Genomic DNA, 15487 nt, shown 5'->3' with positions numbered 1-15487 from the left:
GACAGGGCGTAGGGGCTGGTGTAGCTGCTGTTGGCGTATAGGACGAGGCTCATGGCGGTTTCCGTGTTGTTGAAATCTGTTCACATGGTATTCCTTGCCAAAGCAACTACATAACGATATATTTTGGGGCTTCTTGTTAGTTCTATTCACATAAAACCGGCCCGAGAAAAACCCATGAGCGAGACCCCGCGGCTGCCCAATTTTTCCGCCCTGCGCGCCTTCGAGGCGGCGGCGCGGCACCAGAATTTTTCGCGCGCGGCCGAGGAGTTGCACCTGACCCATGGCGCGATCAGCCACCAGGTGCGCGCGCTGGAGGAGGAGCTGGGCCTGGCGCTGTTCGTGCGCAACGGCCGCCACGTCAAGGTGACGGCGGACGGGCTGCGCTTCGCCCAGGTGCTGGGCCGCTCCTTCGCCGAGATCGCCATGGCGGCCGAGGCGCTGCGGCCGGGCAGCGCCAGCGCGCGCCGGCTGACGGTGTCGTCCATCCCCTCGTTCGCGGCGCGCTGGCTGGCGCCGCGCCTGGGCCGCTTCATCGAGTTGCATCCCGAGGTGGAGGTGGTGCTGCAGTCGAGCGGGCAGTTGCAGGATTTGGCGCGCGACGGCGTCGACGTCGGCATCCGCTTCGGCCGGGGCCACTATCCGGGCATGCAGGTGGAACGCCTGATGGGCGACATCTATTTTCCGGTGGTGAGTCCCCACTATCGCGGCGGCGCCCTGCCGGCAACGCCGGCCGAGCTGGACCAGGCTTGCCTGCTGCGCTCGGTGGAGCCGTGGGCGCCGTGGTTGCAGGCGGCCGGCCTGGCGCTGGCGGAGCCGTCCGGCGGGGTGATGTTCGAGGATTTGTCGATGCTGATACGCTCGGCCGTCGACGGCGACGGCGTGGCGCTGGTGCGCCGCGTGGTGGCGATGCAGGAGCTGGCCTCGGGCCAACTGCTGCGCCTGTTCGAGCTGGCCGTTCCCTGCGCCGAGCAATATTACTTCGTCAGCCCGCCGGCGGCGGCGCACAAGCCGCAGGTGCAGGCCTTCCGCGCCTGGCTGCTGGCCGAGGTGGCGGACTTCCAGCGCCAGCTCGGCGGCGCTGTTACATGACGATCTTGACCATCGGGTGGGCCGACAGTTCGGTGTAGAGGGCGTCGAGCTGCTCGCGGCTGGTGGCGCGCACGATCACCGTCAGGCCGGTGTAGTTGCCCTTGGCCGAGGGACGCACTTCGAGCTTGCCTTCATGGAAGGTGTCGTCGAACTTGAGCACCACCTCAACGATGGTCGGCGCGAAATCGACGTGGGTCGGGCCCATCACCTTGATCGGGAAATCGCTCGGGTACTCGATGAGGGACTCTGAGGGTGGGATCGCTGCCATAATCATTCCAATCAAAAACAATGTAAAAAAACCAAGCATGACGGCCGTCGCGGCCGCCACACTTGGTATTGTAGCCAATTACGTCGAGGTCTTATGAATTGCCCAGCTGCGGGGCCGGCGCGGCGCTTTTGCCGGACAGCCGTTGCAGCCGTTCCAGCGCCGACTCGGCGCCCAGCGCCGGCGTGTTGACGGAGCGGCGGATGGCGTCGATCTCGGCGGCCTGGTCGATCGGGCGCTGGCCGATGTCGTTGACGATGCGCATGCCGGCCGCCTCGTTGCTGACGGTCTGGGCGCGCCGCGTCAGCGCGTTCAGGGCGCTGGAGTTGCCGCGCATGCCGGACAGGCCGGCCAGCTCGCTCTGGCGCTCGGCGCGCACCTGCTGCAGGCCTGCTGGGCCTTGGCGGTGGCCAGCTGCTGCATGGCCTTCTTGGCGGCGGCGTCGAACTCGGAGAGTTGCTTGGCCAGCGCGTCGACGATGGTTTGCAGCTCGTCCATGTACTGCTTGGCGTCGGCCTCCTCCTGCTCCTCCTGCGGCATGCGGGCCTTGTTGGCCTCCAGCTCGTCGCAGAACAGGGTGATGGTGGCTTCCGAGATCTTGCCGGCGGCCAGGCGCTCGGCCAGGGTGCCGGTGGCCTTCTCGTCGGTGGCGATCAGCTCGCGCAGCTTGACCACGTCGGTGCGCTCCTTCTCGAAGGAGGCGCGGGCGGCGGCCAGCTTCTGCGCGGTGCTGCGCAGGCTGTCGGCCAGGCGGTCGCGGTCGGCTTCGGTGGCGGTTTCGGGATCGAAGTTGGCGATCGCTTCCGACACGCGGTCGCCCAGCGCGCCGAAGTGTTTCGAGATCAGGCGCGCGGTCAAACCCCAGCCATTCGAGTTGCTCATATCAGTTTCCTTCCAGGTTAATTTGGGTAAAACACTTCACACACTGCGGACCGCTTATTGGATGACGATCCGCTCTTGCTCTACCGGTATGCCAATGACGAAATCGACATGGATACCGCGCTTCGAGTTGTCGCCGTTCACGCTGGAGATGACCTCCGTGGTGATCAGCAAATACTCGCTGCCGCCGCTGGGCAACTTGCGCACATACGGCATGAAATACATTTCCTGGCGCAGGCCGTTGCGGCCGGCGGCGTCGTCGATGCGCGTCTCGGTGCCGGAGAACGGCACGACGAACTCGGCCTGGCTGTCGCCGGCGTCGCGCCAGAAGTCGACGCCCTCGTGCTGGCCGAAGATCAGGTCGAGGTCGGCCTGGTCGAGGCCGTAGTCGTCGAGCTGGTTGCGCCACAGCGTGTAGCTGCGGTCGCCCAGGCCGGCGCCGGACACGCCCATGTAGGCCTCCTGGTCCTCCACCGTCTCCGGGATCACCCGGGCCAGCTGGGTGCAGTACATCAGCTCGGCCACCTCGCCCTTGGCGTTCTGGTAGACCTGCAGGAAGGTTTCGCGGGCGTCCAGGTCGCCCTTGCTCAGGTAGTAGCGGTACAGGCCGCCGGCCAGGTTCAGGCGGATCTGCGACACCGCCTGGATGCGCGTCTCGCCCGGCAGCGGCAGGCGGATCAGCGAGCCCTCGGCGTTGGCGCGGATCAGCGGCGACTGCTGCAGCGTGAACAGGCTGCCGATGCGGGCGCCGAGCGGCAGGTCGGCGTCGGCGCGTGCTTCGCTCGGGTCGGCGCCGCGCTTGGCGGCGACACCGCGCAGATAATCAAATGCATTGCTCCAACCCATTTCTATTCCCTTTCGAAGGAGTAATTCGCGCCGCTGGGCGTGCGGCCGCGTTTGAGACGCTTCACGGTGAAGTAGGCCAACCAGCCCAGCACGCTCAGCAGCACCAGCCAGGCGAAGGTGCGCAGCACCGTGGCGCCGAACGAGGGCGCGGCGGGCGGCGCGGCGACCGCGCCGGCGCCGAGGCCGGTGTCGGCGGCGTTGTTGTTGCCTGCGCCGTTGTTGTGGCCGTTGTTGGCGTTGCCGCCGTTGTTATTGCCGTTGTTGCCCGGATAGTAGCTCGGCTGCGAACCGCCGCTGACGGCGCGGCCCAGCATGAAGCCCATCAGGCCATTGCTGGGTTGCTGCACGACCACCGGCGGCGCTTGCTGCGGGTAGCCGGGCTGCTGGTATTGCGGCCCCTGCGAATACTGCGGCGACTGCTGCGGACGCGACACCGGATCGGTCAACGGCGGCAACGGCGGCGCGGCGGCGGCGGCGCGGCGCGCCTCCAACGTCTGGTTGGCGCGCTGCTGGGCGGCGCTCTGGTTCATGTCGCGGCCCAAGGCCGAGCGGCTCGACGACGGTGCGGCCTCGGGCGCCGCCGTGCTGTTGGCGCTGTTGGCGCTGCGGCCGAACGAGCCGAAGCCGTTGCGTTGCGACGACGGCGCAGGCGCCGGCGCGGCCTCGGACGCGGTGTCGCGGCTGGCGCCGCGGCCGAACGAGCCGAAGCCGCCGCGCTGCGACGACGGCGCAGGCGCCGGCGCGGCCTCGGGCGCGGTGTCGCGGCTGGCGCCGCGGCCGAACGAGCCGGGAGCGCTGCGCGGCGAGGACGGCTTGCTCTTCGCCGTGCTCGACCGTTGCGACGAAAATCCGCTCTTGTACGACGATGTGCCAGAATGCGAGGTATCGCGCGCCTCGGCCGGCAGGTGGCCCGCCAGCGACAGCAGCACGGCCAGGACCACGGCAAAATGAGAGGACTTCATGATGTCTTTTCAGTTAAGTTGGGCGAAAAACAGCATAGCATGACTTGCATTGGAATCAGCATAGCGCCCATTTGGGGGGCATGCATCGGTAATAAAAGGTTAACTTCACCATGACGCGCAAATACCTCGACATGAATCAACACGATGCCCTGTACAAAGTGGCACGCAACTACCCGGGCGGCATCGAAGCGCTGGCGCAGAGCATGGAGATCTCCGTCAACGTGCTGCGCAACAAGCTGGCGCCGACCATCGCCTCGCACTACCCCTCGTTCGAGGAGGTCTCGGCCATCGTCGAGCTGTGCCACCGCGCCGGCGTGGCCGAGGCCCACCTGCCGCTGCACGCGTTGCTGACGCGCCACGGCATGGCCGCCTTCGTCGTGCCGCAGCCCGAGCAGATCGGCAGCGACGACCTGTCGCAGACCGTCTGCCGGGTGATGAGCCAGGTCGGCGCGGTGGCCGAGGCGGTCTCCAACGCGCTGATGGACGGCAAGGTCACGGCGGCCGAGGCCGACCTGATCGAGCGCGAGTTCCAGGGCGCGCTGTCGGCGCTGGGCGAGTGGCGGGCGCGGCTGCGCATCAAGGCCCAGGCCGAGGGCAAGTAAAAAAAGCCAGCCCGTGGGCTGGCGAAAAACTATTCTCATTGGGCAGAAAATAGTCGGGAACTAGGCGTGCTGTCTCGACGGCCCTGCGCTGCGGGCGATGTGCTTCCACCCTGTCCTGCCGCGGCCCCCGTCATTGCAATGGCGAAACTATATCCAATTGGCAATGCCCGGCGACAGCGGAATGTGACGAACTGCTCCTTTAACGTGCTGAGTTGCCGAATTGCCGGACTGGGCTGTCGCGCCCGGCGCACCGGCGGCCCACGGTTGTTGTCGCCGCGCTAGCGCGCATCGCGCCCCTCCTCGCGCCGTTTGTCGCGGCCCTCTTTGCGGCCCGGCGACTCGTTGCCCGGCCGGCCGGCGTCGCGGCCCGCCGCCGCAGGCGCCTGCTGCGGCGCCTGTTGCTGCACCTGCGGCGCCTGCTGTTGCGGCGCCGGACGAGATACCGGCGGCTGAACCGGCGGCGGCGGTTGAACCGGTTGCGGCTGATGCCGCTGTTGCGCCGGCTGCTGCGGCGCCGGGCGCTGGAGCGGCGGCTGAACCGGCTGCGCTGGCTGAACAGCTTGCCCGGCCGCTGCCGGCAGCGGCCGCCCGGGCGGGCGCTGCGCCTGCTCCGTGTCTTGCCCGTGGTTACGGCCGCGCCGGTTCTCGTCGTCCCCGCGCAGCGGCCGCTCATGGCGCGGCCGCACCCGGTCTTCCATCACTACCGGCGCCGCCGGCGCCACCAGCACGGCGGGGCCCGGACGCGGCTCGTGGCGTGTCTCGATCACCCGGTTGCCCGGCGGCCGGGCCGGGGAGGGGTGCTGCGGCTGTTGTTGTTGCGGCGGCGGCTGTTGCGGCGGCTGTTGCTGTTGCTGCGATGGCTGCGGCGCTTGCTGCGGCTGTTGCTGCGATGGCTGCGGCGCTTGCGTCCGCAGCGGCAACACCATCCGCTCGGAGCGGCCCGGCATGGTGTTGCGTTCGCCACGGTCGTCGCGCCGCTCGAGGTGACGGGTGTCGAGCACCCGGGCCGGCGCCGCCGGCGCGCCCACCAACGGCGCGTTGACCATCAGCGGCGGGGCCATGACGACCTTCGGCCACTTGCCGACCGGCACCACCCGGTGGCCGTCGAACCGATCGCGCGGCAACACCGTGACGCCGTCGCGATGGTCGCGGCGCGGCTCGCGCGGTCCGTGGCCGTCGCGCCACTCGCCGCCACGGCCGTCGTGGCGCCAGCTCAGGCGCCGTTCGTGGTCGACGGAAACCCGGTAGGGCGGCACATAGGTGTCGCGCGGCGACAAGGGGAACCAGCCCGTGCCGGGCGCGCGGTGCCCGCCGACGCTGCCGCCGAAGGTCACCGTCAGCTGGTCGCCACCGACCCAGCCGACCAGCGCCGGCGCCCACACCGGCCGGCCTACCACGCGGCCGGGCGCCCAGCACCAGCGCCGGTTGACCATCACCCAGCGGCCGTAGTGGGACGGTGCGTAGCCCCAGGGCGCGTTGTCGACCCAGGTCCAGCCCCAGGGCGCCAGCCAGATCCACCGGCCGTCGCGGTAGGGCGCCCAGTCCACCGCCACCACGCGCGGCGTCCACAGCGGGCCGTAGTCGCTGCTGTCCTGCCAGCTGCCGTACTGGTCCAGCTCCTCGTAGCCGGTCACCTCGCTGGGCAGGTAGCGGCTGGCGGCGCCGGCCTGCTCGCGGCGGTCGCGCGCCTCGGCCCAGTTGTCGAAGGCGTCGCGCTTGGCCGTGCCGGTGCGCAGCTCCTCGTTGCCGACCTCGACCCGGTGGCCGCCGCGCAGGCTCACCGTGTTGCCGGCGCCGTCGACCTGGGCCAGGCCGGCGAAGACGCTGACGACGCTGGTGTCGGTGCTGCGGCCGGCGTCGACGCGCAGCCAGCCCGGCTCGACCAGCGTGACGCGGGCCTGCGGCGTGCCCAACTCGAAGTCGCGGGCCAGCGCGTTGTCGCGGATGCGCACGCTGACGCTGCCGTAGTGCAGGTACAGGCGCAGGCTGTCGTCGTCGAGCTGGCTGATTTCCAGGTCGGAGTCGCCGTCCAGCCGCAACGCCGCCGCGCCGACACGGAACTCGGCGCGCGCGCCGCGCCCGGTGGCGATGTGGTTGTCGCTGGTGATCGGCCAGTTCAGCAGGGCGGCGTTGGCCTCGCCCTCGGCCAGCACGGTGACCTGGCCCTCCAGGCTGGAGATGCGGCCGACGCGGGCCGGCGGGTCGGCCAGCGCCGCGCCGGCGGCCAGCGCGGCGGCGGCCACGCCGCCCAGGGTGGACACGATCAGGCGGTGGAATACGGTGCGGCTCATCGCTGCGCTCCTCGGGGTGTTGGTTCTGCGCACAAGGCGCGGGCGCGACGCGCCATCCTCCGCGCCATCCTCCGCGCCATCCTCATTTAACGCCGCAGATGAATTTGCGACTACCTGGGTTACAAATGATTGCACATTGTAGAATGGCCACTCCCGCCATCCCACCAAAGACCCCATGCGACTCCCCGTATCGACCCTGCTGGCCGGCCTGCTGCTGTCGGCCTGCGCGCTGGCCCAGGCCAGCGACTGGAAGGACAGCGCCGCCGTCGGCAAGCTGTTCAAGAAGGCCGGCGTCAGCGGCACCTTCGTGCTGCACGACGTCGCGGCCGACAGCTACACCGTGCACAACCTGGCGCGCGCCAAGACCCGCTACGCGCCGGCCTCGACCTTCAAGCTGGCCAACACGCTGATCGGCCTGACCGTCGGCGCCGTGGCCGACGTCGACGCGGCGCTGCCCTACGGCGGCAAGCCGCTGGCGCGCAAGGAGTGGGAGCACGACATGAGCCTGCGCCAGGCGATGCCGGTGTCGAACCTGCGCATCTACCAGGAGCTGGCGCGGCGCATCGGCGCCGAGCGCATGCGCACCCAGCTGGCCACCCTGAACTACGGCAACATGCAGACCGGCAAGGCCATCGACAGCTTCTGGCTGGAGCGCTTGCAGATCAGCGCGCTCGAGCAAACCGGCTTCGTCGAGCGGCTGGCGCAGGACCGCCTGCCCTTCCCGCGCGAGGCGATGGCGCAGACGCGCGCGATCGCCGAGCTCGAGCGCACGGCGGCCTACACGCTGTACGGCAAGACCGGCTGGTCGTCGCCGGCCGACGGCAAGTGACCTGGGCTGGTGGGTCGGCTGGCTGCAACAGGACGGCCGCCTGTACAGCTTCGCGCTAAACCTGGACATCCGCCGCGAGCGCGACGCCGAGCAGCGCGTGCCGCTGGGCCGCGCCAGCCTGAAGGCGCTCGGCCTGCTGTAGCCGGCCGGGGCCGGCGGCGTCAGGCGTTGGCGCCGCCGCGCTTGACGAAGAACAGCGCCGCGCCGACCGCCATCAGCAGGCCGCCGAAGACGCGGTTCTGCTTGCGCACGGCGCGCGCGTCGCGGAAATAGCGCTGCATCGACGAGGCCAGCAAGGCGTAGCTGTGCATCACCACCAGGTCGATCGAGCACATGGTGACGGCCAGGATCAGCAGTTGCGGCAACACCGGGGCGTGCTGGTTGATGAAGTTGGGCAGCACGGCGACCATGAAGATGATGCCCTTGGGATTGGTGGCGTTGGTCAGGAAGCCGGTCAGCACGCGCCTGCCCAGCGGCGGCGCCATGCTCTGCGCCGCTGCGGCGGCGCCGTCGGCGCCGGCGCCGACCTGCACCTTGGCGCGCCACTGGCCCAGGCCCAGGTAGATCAGGTACAGCGCGCCGACCACCTTGACCACGTTGAAGGCCAGCTCGGAGGCCAGCAGCAGCGAGCCGACGCCGGCGCCGGCGATGAACAACACCAGCAACAGGCCGGCCTGCAGGCCGAGGATGGTGCCGCTGGCCTTCCTCACGCCGTACGACAAGCCGTGCGACATCGACAACACCGCGCCCGAGCCCGGCGAGACGGCGATGATGCAGGCGGCGACGAAAAAGGTGATCCAAGTGGCGAAGGTCATGCGGTGGTCCCGGGCGAGAGGGTGGAAACGGTGCCGGATTGGCATCGATTGGCCGTCGATTCGGCGTCGGTTCGGCGGCGGCGGCGCCAAATGGCGGGCGCGGCCGAACGGCTATTGTAGCGGGCCGGCGCATTCCGCGCCGGCGCCGGCCCGGCCTGGGTTACACTTGCCGCTCCACCATTTTTGCCAAGAGAACCATGATGCGCATCCCGACCCGACCCGCCCTCCCCCCAGCCGCCATGACGGAGAACGGCTGAGATGGCCGGCTCCAGTTTGCTGGCGTTGATCGACGACATCGCCGCCATCCTTGACGACGTCGCCCTGATGAGCAAGGTGGCGGCCAAGAAGACCGCCGGCGTGCTGGGCGACGACCTGGCGCTGAACGCCCAGCAGGTGGCCGGCGTGAAGGCCGAGCGCGAGCTGCCGGTGGTGTGGGCGGTGGCGCTCGGTTCGCTCAAGAACAAGGCGGTGCTGGTGCCGGCGGCGCTGGGCATCAGCGCCTTCGCGCCCTGGGCCATCACGCCGCTGCTGATGGCCGGCGGCGCCTACCTGTGCTTCGAGGGCTTCGAGAAGCTGGCCCATCCGTATCTGCATGCCGACGAGCAGGCCGCCCACCTGGTCGAGCTGGCCGACGCCGTCGCCGATCCGGAGGTCGACCTGGTGGCCTTGGAGAAGGACAAGATCAAGGGCGCCATCCGCACCGACTTCATCCTCTCGGCCGAGATCATCGTCATCTCGCTGGGCACGGTGGCCGGGGCGCCGTTCGGCCAGCAGGTGACGGTGCTGGCCGGCATCGCCCTGGTGATGACGGTGGGCGTCTACGGCCTGGTCGCCGCCATCGTCAAGATGGACGACGCCGGCCTCTACCTGAGCCGACGCGGCGGCGTCGCCACGCGCGCCCTCGGCCGGCTGCTGCTGGCCGCCGCGCCCAAGCTGATGAAGCTGCTGTCGGTGGTCGGCACCCTGGCCATGTTCATGGTCGGCGGCGGCATCCTGACCCACGGCACGCCCGGCGCGCACGAGGTGATCCACCACGCCGCCGAGGCCGTCGGCACGCTGGCCGGCGTCGGCCCCGCGCTGGCCTGGCTGACCCCGAGCATGCTCGACGCCGTGGCCGGCCTGGCCGCCGGCGCGCTGGCGCTGGCCGTGGTGGGCCTGGGTGGCAAGCTGTTGCGTCTGCTCAAAGGGCGCGGCTAGGTTTCCGGCGGGATCGCAGCTAGGTCGAGAAAACCCCGCAGCGAAATCCAGGGTCGGCCCCGGCGGGTCCGACCCTGGCTTTGTGCCGTCGGGTGGCCTTCGCCGCCGCCGGCGTCTTGATTTCGGCATGGCGGCCCGCCGGTCCCGGTCAAACTTTCGGCGCCTTGGGCGCCTTGGGCGCCTTGGGCTTCTTCGGCGCCGGCGGCGGCAGGGCGGCGGCGGTGAGCCCGGCCAGCCGGCTCAGCCAGGCGCCGTCGTCCCAGCGCTCGCCGTCGACCAGCAGCCAGTTGCTGGCGCCCGGGTAGGGCGGCGCCTCGACCACCGCGCCTATCCACTCGCGCCCGGCGGCGGTCGGCTTGAGGTAGAGCTGGTCGTCGCAGACCACGGCGAAGAACCTGCCGTCGCAGTACAGGCCGTACTCGCCGAACATACGCTTGGCGGCGATGGCGCCGGCCGGCGCCATCTGGTCGACCAAGTAATCCACCGTGCCTTGTTTCGATGCCATCTCCGCCACTCCCCTGGTTGTTTGCGCCAGCATAAGGCGCCGGCCATGCGGACGGAACTTTTCCACCGCGCTTGCCGTCTAACAAATATTAACAAAGTTGCCGGTCCGGCGGAGGCGGAGCGATGAAGAACCTGCAACAGCGCATGGATCTGGCGCTCGATATCGCGCGCATGGCGATCTGGGACTCGACCCTGGACAACGGCAAGGTCATCGACAGCCGGGTCAACTGGTTCGGACCCGGCGCCGCACTGCTGGGCTTGCCACCCGAGCCGCTGGAGCAAGCCTTCGCCGGCTTCCTCGACTGCGTCCACCCGGACGACCGCGCCGCCCTGCTCGCCGCGATGCAGGACGGTGTCGACCGCTGCAACGGCTACGAGGTCGAATACCGCGTGCGCTGGCCCGACGACAGCCTGCACTGGCTGGCCGCGCACGCCCGCGTGTGCTGCGACGAGCAGGGCCGGGCCGCCGGCACGCTGGGCATCGTCTGGGACATCACGCGGCGCAAGGCCGACGAACAAAGCACGGCGCGCCAGCGCGAGCTGGCCGCGATCACCCTGCACTCGATCGGCGAGGGCGTCATCACCACCGACCAGCAGGGCCGCACCCAATACCTGAACCGCGTCGCCGAGCAGCTGACCGGCTGGAGCAACGAGCAGGCCGTCGGCGGCGACATCGGCACCACGCTGCGCCTGGTCGACGAGGACGGCCACGCCGCGCCCGAGCACATCGCCCTGCAGTGCCTGCGCCAGCGCCAGGCCATCGACGCCAGCGTCGACAAGCCGCTGCAGCTGGTCACCCGCGAGGGCCGCCGCGTCGCCGTCGAGGAGTCGGCCGCGCCGATCTGGTCGGACGACGGCCAGCTGCTCGGCGCCGTGGTGGTGGTGCGCGACGTCAGCCACGAGCGCAAGCTGAGCCGCCAGCTGTCGTGGAACGCCAGCCACGACGCGCTGACCGGCCTGATCAACCGCCACGAGTTCGAGCGCCAGGTGGCCGCCGCGCTGCACAGCGCCAAGCACGAGGGCCACGTCCACGCCCTGCTGTACATGGACCTGGACCAGTTCAAGGTGGTCAACGACACCTGCGGCCACGGCGCCGGCGACCTGCTGCTGCAGCTGCTGGCCAAGATGCTGCAGACGCAAATGCGCGACAGCGACATCCTGGCCCGCCTGGGCGGCGACGAACTCGGCGCGCTGCTGCCGCACTGCCCGCCCGAGCGCGCCATGCTGATCGCCAACCAGCTGCGCCAGTCGGTCAAGGACTTCCGCTTCGTCTGGGACGACCACGCCTTCCAGCTGGGCGCCAGCATCGGCGTGGTCGAGATCAACCACAACAGCAAGTCGATGACCGAGCTGCTGATCGCCGCCGACCAGGCCTGCTATTTGTCGAAGGAGCGCGGACGCAACTGCGTCCACCTGTACCGGGAGTCGGACCAGCGGCTGGCCCAGCGCCACGGCGAGATGATGTGGGTGTCGCGCCTGAAGGAGGCCTTCGAGCGCCGCCTGTTCCGCCTGTACGCCCAGCCCATCGTCAGCCTGAACAGCCACCCCGAGTGCCACGACGAGGTGCTGATCCGCATCCAGGACGGCAAGGGCCAGCTGGTGCTGCCCGGCGCCTTCATCCCCGCCGCCGAGCGCTACGACATGATGGCGGCGATCGACCGCTGGGTGATCCGCGCCGTCTGCCACCACATCCAGACGGTGCGCGACAGCCTCAACCCCGAGCAGGCCTTCATCGCCAGCCACCAGTCGCTGCCGGCGCAGTACTCGATCAACCTGTCGGGCACCTCGCTGGGCGACGAGGGCCTGCACGACTACATCCTCGAGCAGTTCGGCAGCTACGCCGTGGCGCCCGAGCAGGTCTGCTTCGAGATCACCGAGACGGCGGTGATCGCCAACCTGCCCAAGGCGCAGGCCTTCATGGAGCGCCTCAAGCTGCTCGGCTGCCGCTTCTCGCTGGACGACTTCGGCAGCGGCCTGTCCTCGTTCGCCTACCTGAAGGCGCTGCCGGTGGACTTCCTCAAGATCGACGGCATCTTCATCCGCGACATCGCCAACAACCCCATCAACCGGGCGCTGGTCAAGGCGATCAACGAGGTCGGCCACGTGATGGGCATCCGCACCGTCGCCGAGTACGTCGAGGACGGCCCCACCCTGGCCATGGTGCGCGAGCTGGGGCTGGACTACGCCCAGGGCTACGCGGTGGGCGCGCTGCGGCCGCTGACGGCGGGCAGCGACTGAGGGCGGCGGCGGGCCGGCGGCGGGCGGGGCGGCGGGCAACGGAAAGGTGGCGAGAACGACATCGTTCATTGCACTTGATCTACATTCTTGAAAGCATTAATACTTGATTGCCTGACTGCGGCATAGGCGGTCCGGGCGGGCAAATAGGCTACACTTGCCGGATGAATCAAGCCCTCCCCTCCCTGACCCTGCCCGGCGCCACGCTGGAGCACCTGCGCGCGCGCTGCGCCACCTGCAGCATGCACCAGCTGTGCCTGCCCATGGGGCTGGACACGGCCGACATGGACCGGCTCGACCAGATCATCGGCCGGCGCCGCAAGATCGTCCGCGGCGGCACGCTGTTCCGCATCGGCGACCCGTTCGGCAGCCTGTACGCGATCCGCCTGGGCCACTTCAAGACCTACCAGCTGAACCCGGACGGCGCCGAACAGATCACCGGCTTCCAGATGGCCGGCGAGCTGCTCGGCATGGACGCCATCTCGGCCGACCGCCACCACTGCAACGCCATCGCGCTGGAGGACAGCGAGGTGTGCGAGATCCCCTTCGCCAGCCTGCAGCAGCTGCTGGTCGACATGCCGACGCTGTTGCGCCATTTCCACCGCATGATGAGCCAGGAGATCACCCGCGAGCAGAGCGTGATGCTATTGCTGGGCAATATGCAGGCGACCCAGCGCTTCGCCGCCTTCATCGTCAACCTGTCGTCGCGCTACGAGGCGCGCGGCTACTCGCCCAACGTGTTCCAGCTGCGCATGTCGCGCGAGGAGATCGGCAACTACCTGGGGCTGACCATCGAGAGCATCAGCCGGCTGTTGTCGAAGTTCAAGAAGGAGGGGCTGCTGCGCGTCAGCAACCGCGAGATCGAGCTGCTCAACCCGGCCATGCTGAAGGCCATCACGGCCGGCACGCAAAGCTGCGGCTAGCGCGCGCGGCGGCGGTCGACAAGGCGCCGACCTGCCCGCGTTTGACAAACCCTATCTACCTTTGCATACTATTTAGGCAGCCCTACAGCTCCCGCTGTTCAGCGTCAGTCAAGCACCGCAGCAAGCGAAACTGGTAGTCTTCGGGATCAGCCAAGGGGGCCGCTTGTCGTTTTCCGGCATGAAACCAAGCCTACTACGGATTTGTGTATCGCGAGGACAGGTTAGCGCCCTGAACGTGGCGCAACCGGGAGATAGGAAAACCTATTGCCGATACTCATTTTCGGTGGCAAACCGAATAATCTGAGCCTCATCGTCTGCCGGCACCACTTGTACGTTCGCAGCCAATAGATCAAACCGAATTTCTTGGAAGGCGTGGTGAGGCCGAGTGTTTGCAACAGGTTCAGTAACCGGAAACAAAACATTTGGTGGCAAGGCGTTGCGTTTTCGAAGGCGACGTATCTTGTCTACCCATTGCCCTCCATGCGTCAATATCTTAGTCGTGTCGCTTTGGGCGAGATAAAGCGGTTTGATCACCCGCTCAGGCCTACCTTCAACCAGGTTAACAAAGGGAAAGTTTACAGAAAAATCATCCGTGCCAATCTTCTCACGTTGATATTTTGCCCCAACCTGCGCGCGGAAAAGAAGCTTGCGAACATTGTTTTCCAACAGACGTTCCTGGTACTCCTTTGTCACAAAGTTGCGTTCAACGTAGTGATCGAACAGCTGCAAGAGTTTGGCTTTCGGATCATCTGCCAGCACCACCCGTTGCTCAGCAAACTGCAACATTGCCTCCCGCGGGCGAACAAGTTCGGCGAACAAATTCCTAGCGAGCGCCAGGTCTGGCTGTGCTTTCCTACCATCCAACGCGAGCCGGCGAAGCTCTTGAGCAAAGCGCTCCATCTCCTCCTTAAAGAGTTGGCGTCCATCTAGGTAGACTTGGCGGTCGAGTTGGTGGAAGAACTGGGTAATGCGGCCATACCGCTTCAGCACACGGAAGCCGAAGAAGCGCGCATCCGGCGCCATTAGTGCTATGCCGACGTTAGCGAACTCCCCGGTTTCAACAAACGGTCGAAATCGCAACAGGGCGTATTGGCAGGCGAGCTTTTTCATGGTGTGTTCCAAAAATCTTCCCGGCGGCAGCGCTCGAGGCAAGTCTCGATTTCGTTCCATGTCACATCCGCAGGAACTCCATCGTCAACATACCACCATGAATCGGGTATGTTAGCACGGATGTTCGCCAGCTTCGGCAAAATGGCCTTCAATTTGATCCCGTAACGTTCGCGCTCCAGGTGGTCCCCAAAAACCCTGTTCCACCGGTTCGAGAAGACATGAGAGTTCAGGAAATTGACAGGATCGAAGTCGCGGTCGAAGGCTTGGTTGTGATCAATGACGACCAATTCTGAACCTTGCATGTCCCAAAGTAGATTTGGATTGCCACCACGTGCAGTGAGATTGCGATCCTCGTTGTGGAGCCACCAATCGAAAACCAGGACGTCGCGGGCCACATCTTCGGTTACCAAATCACGAGTGATTGCAGTCAACTCCTGAGGGTGCGGAAGCTCCCTGGATGCAAACACAATTCCACTTCCAAGCTGGCGAATGCCCGGAAAAACCTCTGCTTCGATGAGTTCTACAGGAACTTCCGCCAGAGCGTATTCTGCAATAGGAAGTCCGAACTCCGTCGCCAACTGTGCCGCGACCCATTCGCAAATCTGACTACGCCGGCCCGCGCCTTTGCCCTTGACGAAGTAAATTGCACCGTCGTCGGCGCGACAAATGAATGGTTCTGTGACGCCTTGCTGTGCTCGTCCCAGCACCTCTTCAATATGGATGGTTGGCTCATTCACGGTTGGCCGCCCCATAGCTCACTACACAGGCCATCGTTTTAATCATCAATTGCACATAGGGTGCGTGGGGGGAACTGGCTCATGGAAAGCTGCAAAGAGGCAATCTATGCGTCCATGATATAGGAAATTACAATGGCAAGCTTGATAACTTATAGGATGGAGGATATCCCTCTCATCGATGGTGAATTCGCAGGTCGCCCATG

Annotated in this window: 15 protein-coding genes and 1 pseudogene; 6 read left to right on the top strand and 10 right to left on the bottom strand. The window is 67.2% G+C overall.

The genetic code is table 11. The annotated features are described in order from the left end of the window. The first annotated feature begins 174 nt into the window (after positions 1-174). Positions 175-1089 carry a transcriptional regulator GcvA gene (gene gcvA, locus QC826_RS29730; protein ID WP_093389203.1) on the top strand — a complete coding sequence of 305 codons (915 nt, stop codon included), beginning with the start codon at positions 175-177 and terminating at the stop codon, positions 1087-1089. On the opposite strand, the gene QC826_RS29725 is transcribed toward gcvA, so the two are convergent. The 5 genes from QC826_RS29725 to QC826_RS29705 form a co-directional block, all read right to left on the bottom strand. Then, positions 1082-1357: a DUF493 family protein gene (locus tag QC826_RS29725; protein ID WP_279763634.1), complete on the bottom strand. Its 276-nt coding sequence runs from the start codon at positions 1355-1357 to the stop codon at positions 1082-1084. The two genes, gcvA and QC826_RS29725, sit on opposite strands and share 8 nt — an antisense overlap. A gap of 91 nt (positions 1358-1448) precedes the next feature. After that, positions 1449-1733 carry a hypothetical protein gene (locus tag QC826_RS29720; protein WP_279763633.1) on the bottom strand — a complete coding sequence of 95 codons (285 nt, stop codon included), beginning with the start codon at positions 1731-1733 and terminating at the stop codon, positions 1449-1451. Continuing rightward, a complete protein-coding gene (locus QC826_RS29715) occupies positions 1667-2236 on the bottom strand; it encodes a hypothetical protein (protein ID WP_279763632.1) in 570 nt (189 codons plus the stop codon). The genes QC826_RS29720 and QC826_RS29715 overlap by 67 nt, the downstream gene beginning before the upstream one ends. A gap of 54 nt (positions 2237-2290) precedes the next feature. Further along, the gene (locus QC826_RS29710) at positions 2291-3079 is read right to left on the bottom strand and encodes a DUF2491 family protein (protein ID WP_279763631.1); all 789 of its coding nucleotides are present in this window, start codon (positions 3077-3079) and stop codon (positions 2291-2293) included. A 2-nt stretch (positions 3080-3081) separates the two neighbouring features. After that, positions 3082-4041 (bottom strand): hypothetical protein, encoded by a 960-nt coding sequence (locus QC826_RS29705; RefSeq protein WP_279763630.1) that lies wholly within the window; start codon positions 4039-4041, stop codon positions 3082-3084. Between the two features lie 110 nt (positions 4042-4151). Here QC826_RS29705 and QC826_RS29700 point away from each other — a divergent pair, with 110 nt between their 5' ends. Then, positions 4152-4643: a phage regulatory CII family protein gene (locus QC826_RS29700; protein WP_093389197.1), complete on the top strand. Its 492-nt coding sequence runs from the start codon at positions 4152-4154 to the stop codon at positions 4641-4643. A gap of 278 nt (positions 4644-4921) precedes the next feature. Here QC826_RS29700 and QC826_RS29695 read toward each other — a convergent pair whose 3' ends face one another. Further along, positions 4922-6934 (bottom strand): DUF6600 domain-containing protein, encoded by a 2013-nt coding sequence (locus QC826_RS29695; protein ID WP_279763629.1) that lies wholly within the window; start codon positions 6932-6934, stop codon positions 4922-4924. Between the two features lie 175 nt (positions 6935-7109). On the opposite strand from QC826_RS29695, the pseudogene blaOXA reads away from it, so the two are divergent. Then, positions 7110-7905: pseudogene (gene blaOXA, locus QC826_RS29690) on the top strand (class D beta-lactamase). 19 nt (positions 7906-7924) lie between these two features. On the opposite strand, the gene QC826_RS29685 reads toward blaOXA, so the two are convergent. After that, positions 7925-8578: a LysE family transporter gene (locus tag QC826_RS29685; RefSeq protein WP_279763627.1), complete on the bottom strand. Its 654-nt coding sequence runs from the start codon at positions 8576-8578 to the stop codon at positions 7925-7927. 258 nt (positions 8579-8836) lie between these two features. On the opposite strand from QC826_RS29685, the gene QC826_RS29680 reads away from it, so the two are divergent. Beyond that, entirely contained in the window at positions 8837-9775 is a 939-nt protein-coding gene (locus QC826_RS29680; RefSeq protein WP_279763626.1) for a DUF808 domain-containing protein, read from the top strand. 148 nt (positions 9776-9923) lie between these two features. Here QC826_RS29680 and QC826_RS29675 read toward each other — a convergent pair whose 3' ends face one another. Further along, complete coding sequence (locus QC826_RS29675; protein WP_279763625.1) at positions 9924-10280, bottom strand: TfoX/Sxy family protein; 357 nt, start codon at positions 10278-10280, stop codon at positions 9924-9926. 122 nt (positions 10281-10402) lie between these two features. Between QC826_RS29675 and QC826_RS29670 the strand changes: the two genes are divergently transcribed. Further along, the gene (locus QC826_RS29670; protein ID WP_279763624.1) at positions 10403-12517 is read left to right on the top strand and encodes an EAL domain-containing protein; all 2115 of its coding nucleotides are present in this window, start codon (positions 10403-10405) and stop codon (positions 12515-12517) included. A 161-nt stretch (positions 12518-12678) separates the two neighbouring features. Continuing rightward, positions 12679-13437 carry a fumarate/nitrate reduction transcriptional regulator Fnr gene (gene fnr / locus QC826_RS29665; protein ID WP_279763623.1) on the top strand — a complete coding sequence of 253 codons (759 nt, stop codon included), beginning with the start codon at positions 12679-12681 and terminating at the stop codon, positions 13435-13437. A gap of 261 nt (positions 13438-13698) precedes the next feature. Here fnr and QC826_RS29660 read toward each other — a convergent pair whose 3' ends face one another. Together QC826_RS29660 and QC826_RS29655 are read right to left on the bottom strand one after the other, a co-directional pair. Then, positions 13699-14547: a DUF3037 domain-containing protein gene (locus QC826_RS29660; protein ID WP_279763622.1), complete on the bottom strand. Its 849-nt coding sequence runs from the start codon at positions 14545-14547 to the stop codon at positions 13699-13701. Beyond that, entirely contained in the window at positions 14544-15284 is a 741-nt protein-coding gene (locus QC826_RS29655; RefSeq protein WP_279763621.1) for a HipA family kinase, read from the bottom strand. The genes QC826_RS29660 and QC826_RS29655 overlap by 4 nt, the downstream gene beginning before the upstream one ends. Positions 15285-15487: the final 203 nt, after the last annotated feature.

This window comes from Rugamonas sp. DEMB1, from assembly GCF_029834475.1.
Classification (GTDB): Bacteria; Pseudomonadota; Gammaproteobacteria; order Burkholderiales; family Burkholderiaceae_D; genus Rugamonas; species Rugamonas rubra.
The sequence above is the reverse complement of the archived record's forward strand: the minus strand, read 5'-3'. Positions and strand labels throughout refer to the sequence as shown.

Excerpts from the sequence above, each read along its gene's own strand:
- gcvA (WP_093389203.1), top strand. The coding sequence starts at position 175 with ATGAGCGAGACCCCGCGGCTGCCCAATTTTTCCGCCCTGCGCGCCTTC.
- QC826_RS29725 (WP_279763634.1), bottom strand. The coding sequence starts at position 1,357 with ATGGCAGCGATCCCACCCTCAGAGTCCCTCATCGAGTACCCGAGCGAT.
- QC826_RS29715 (WP_279763632.1), bottom strand. The coding sequence starts at position 2,236 with ATGAGCAACTCGAATGGCTGGGGTTTGACCGCGCGCCTGATCTCGAAA.
- QC826_RS29710 (WP_279763631.1), bottom strand. The coding sequence starts at position 3,079 with ATGGGTTGGAGCAATGCATTTGATTATCTGCGCGGTGTCGCCGCCAAG.
- QC826_RS29705 (WP_279763630.1), bottom strand. The coding sequence starts at position 4,041 with ATGAAGTCCTCTCATTTTGCCGTGGTCCTGGCCGTGCTGCTGTCGCTG.
- QC826_RS29700 (WP_093389197.1), top strand. The coding sequence starts at position 4,152 with ATGACGCGCAAATACCTCGACATGAATCAACACGATGCCCTGTACAAA.
- QC826_RS29695 (WP_279763629.1), bottom strand. The coding sequence starts at position 6,934 with ATGAGCCGCACCGTATTCCACCGCCTGATCGTGTCCACCCTGGGCGGC.
- QC826_RS29685 (WP_279763627.1), bottom strand. The coding sequence starts at position 8,578 with ATGACCTTCGCCACTTGGATCACCTTTTTCGTCGCCGCCTGCATCATC.
- QC826_RS29680 (WP_279763626.1), top strand. The coding sequence starts at position 8,837 with ATGGCCGGCTCCAGTTTGCTGGCGTTGATCGACGACATCGCCGCCATC.
- QC826_RS29675 (WP_279763625.1), bottom strand. The coding sequence starts at position 10,280 with ATGGCATCGAAACAAGGCACGGTGGATTACTTGGTCGACCAGATGGCG.
- QC826_RS29670 (WP_279763624.1), top strand. The coding sequence starts at position 10,403 with ATGAAGAACCTGCAACAGCGCATGGATCTGGCGCTCGATATCGCGCGC.
- fnr (WP_279763623.1), top strand. The coding sequence starts at position 12,679 with ATGAATCAAGCCCTCCCCTCCCTGACCCTGCCCGGCGCCACGCTGGAG.
- QC826_RS29660 (WP_279763622.1), bottom strand. The coding sequence starts at position 14,547 with ATGAAAAAGCTCGCCTGCCAATACGCCCTGTTGCGATTTCGACCGTTT.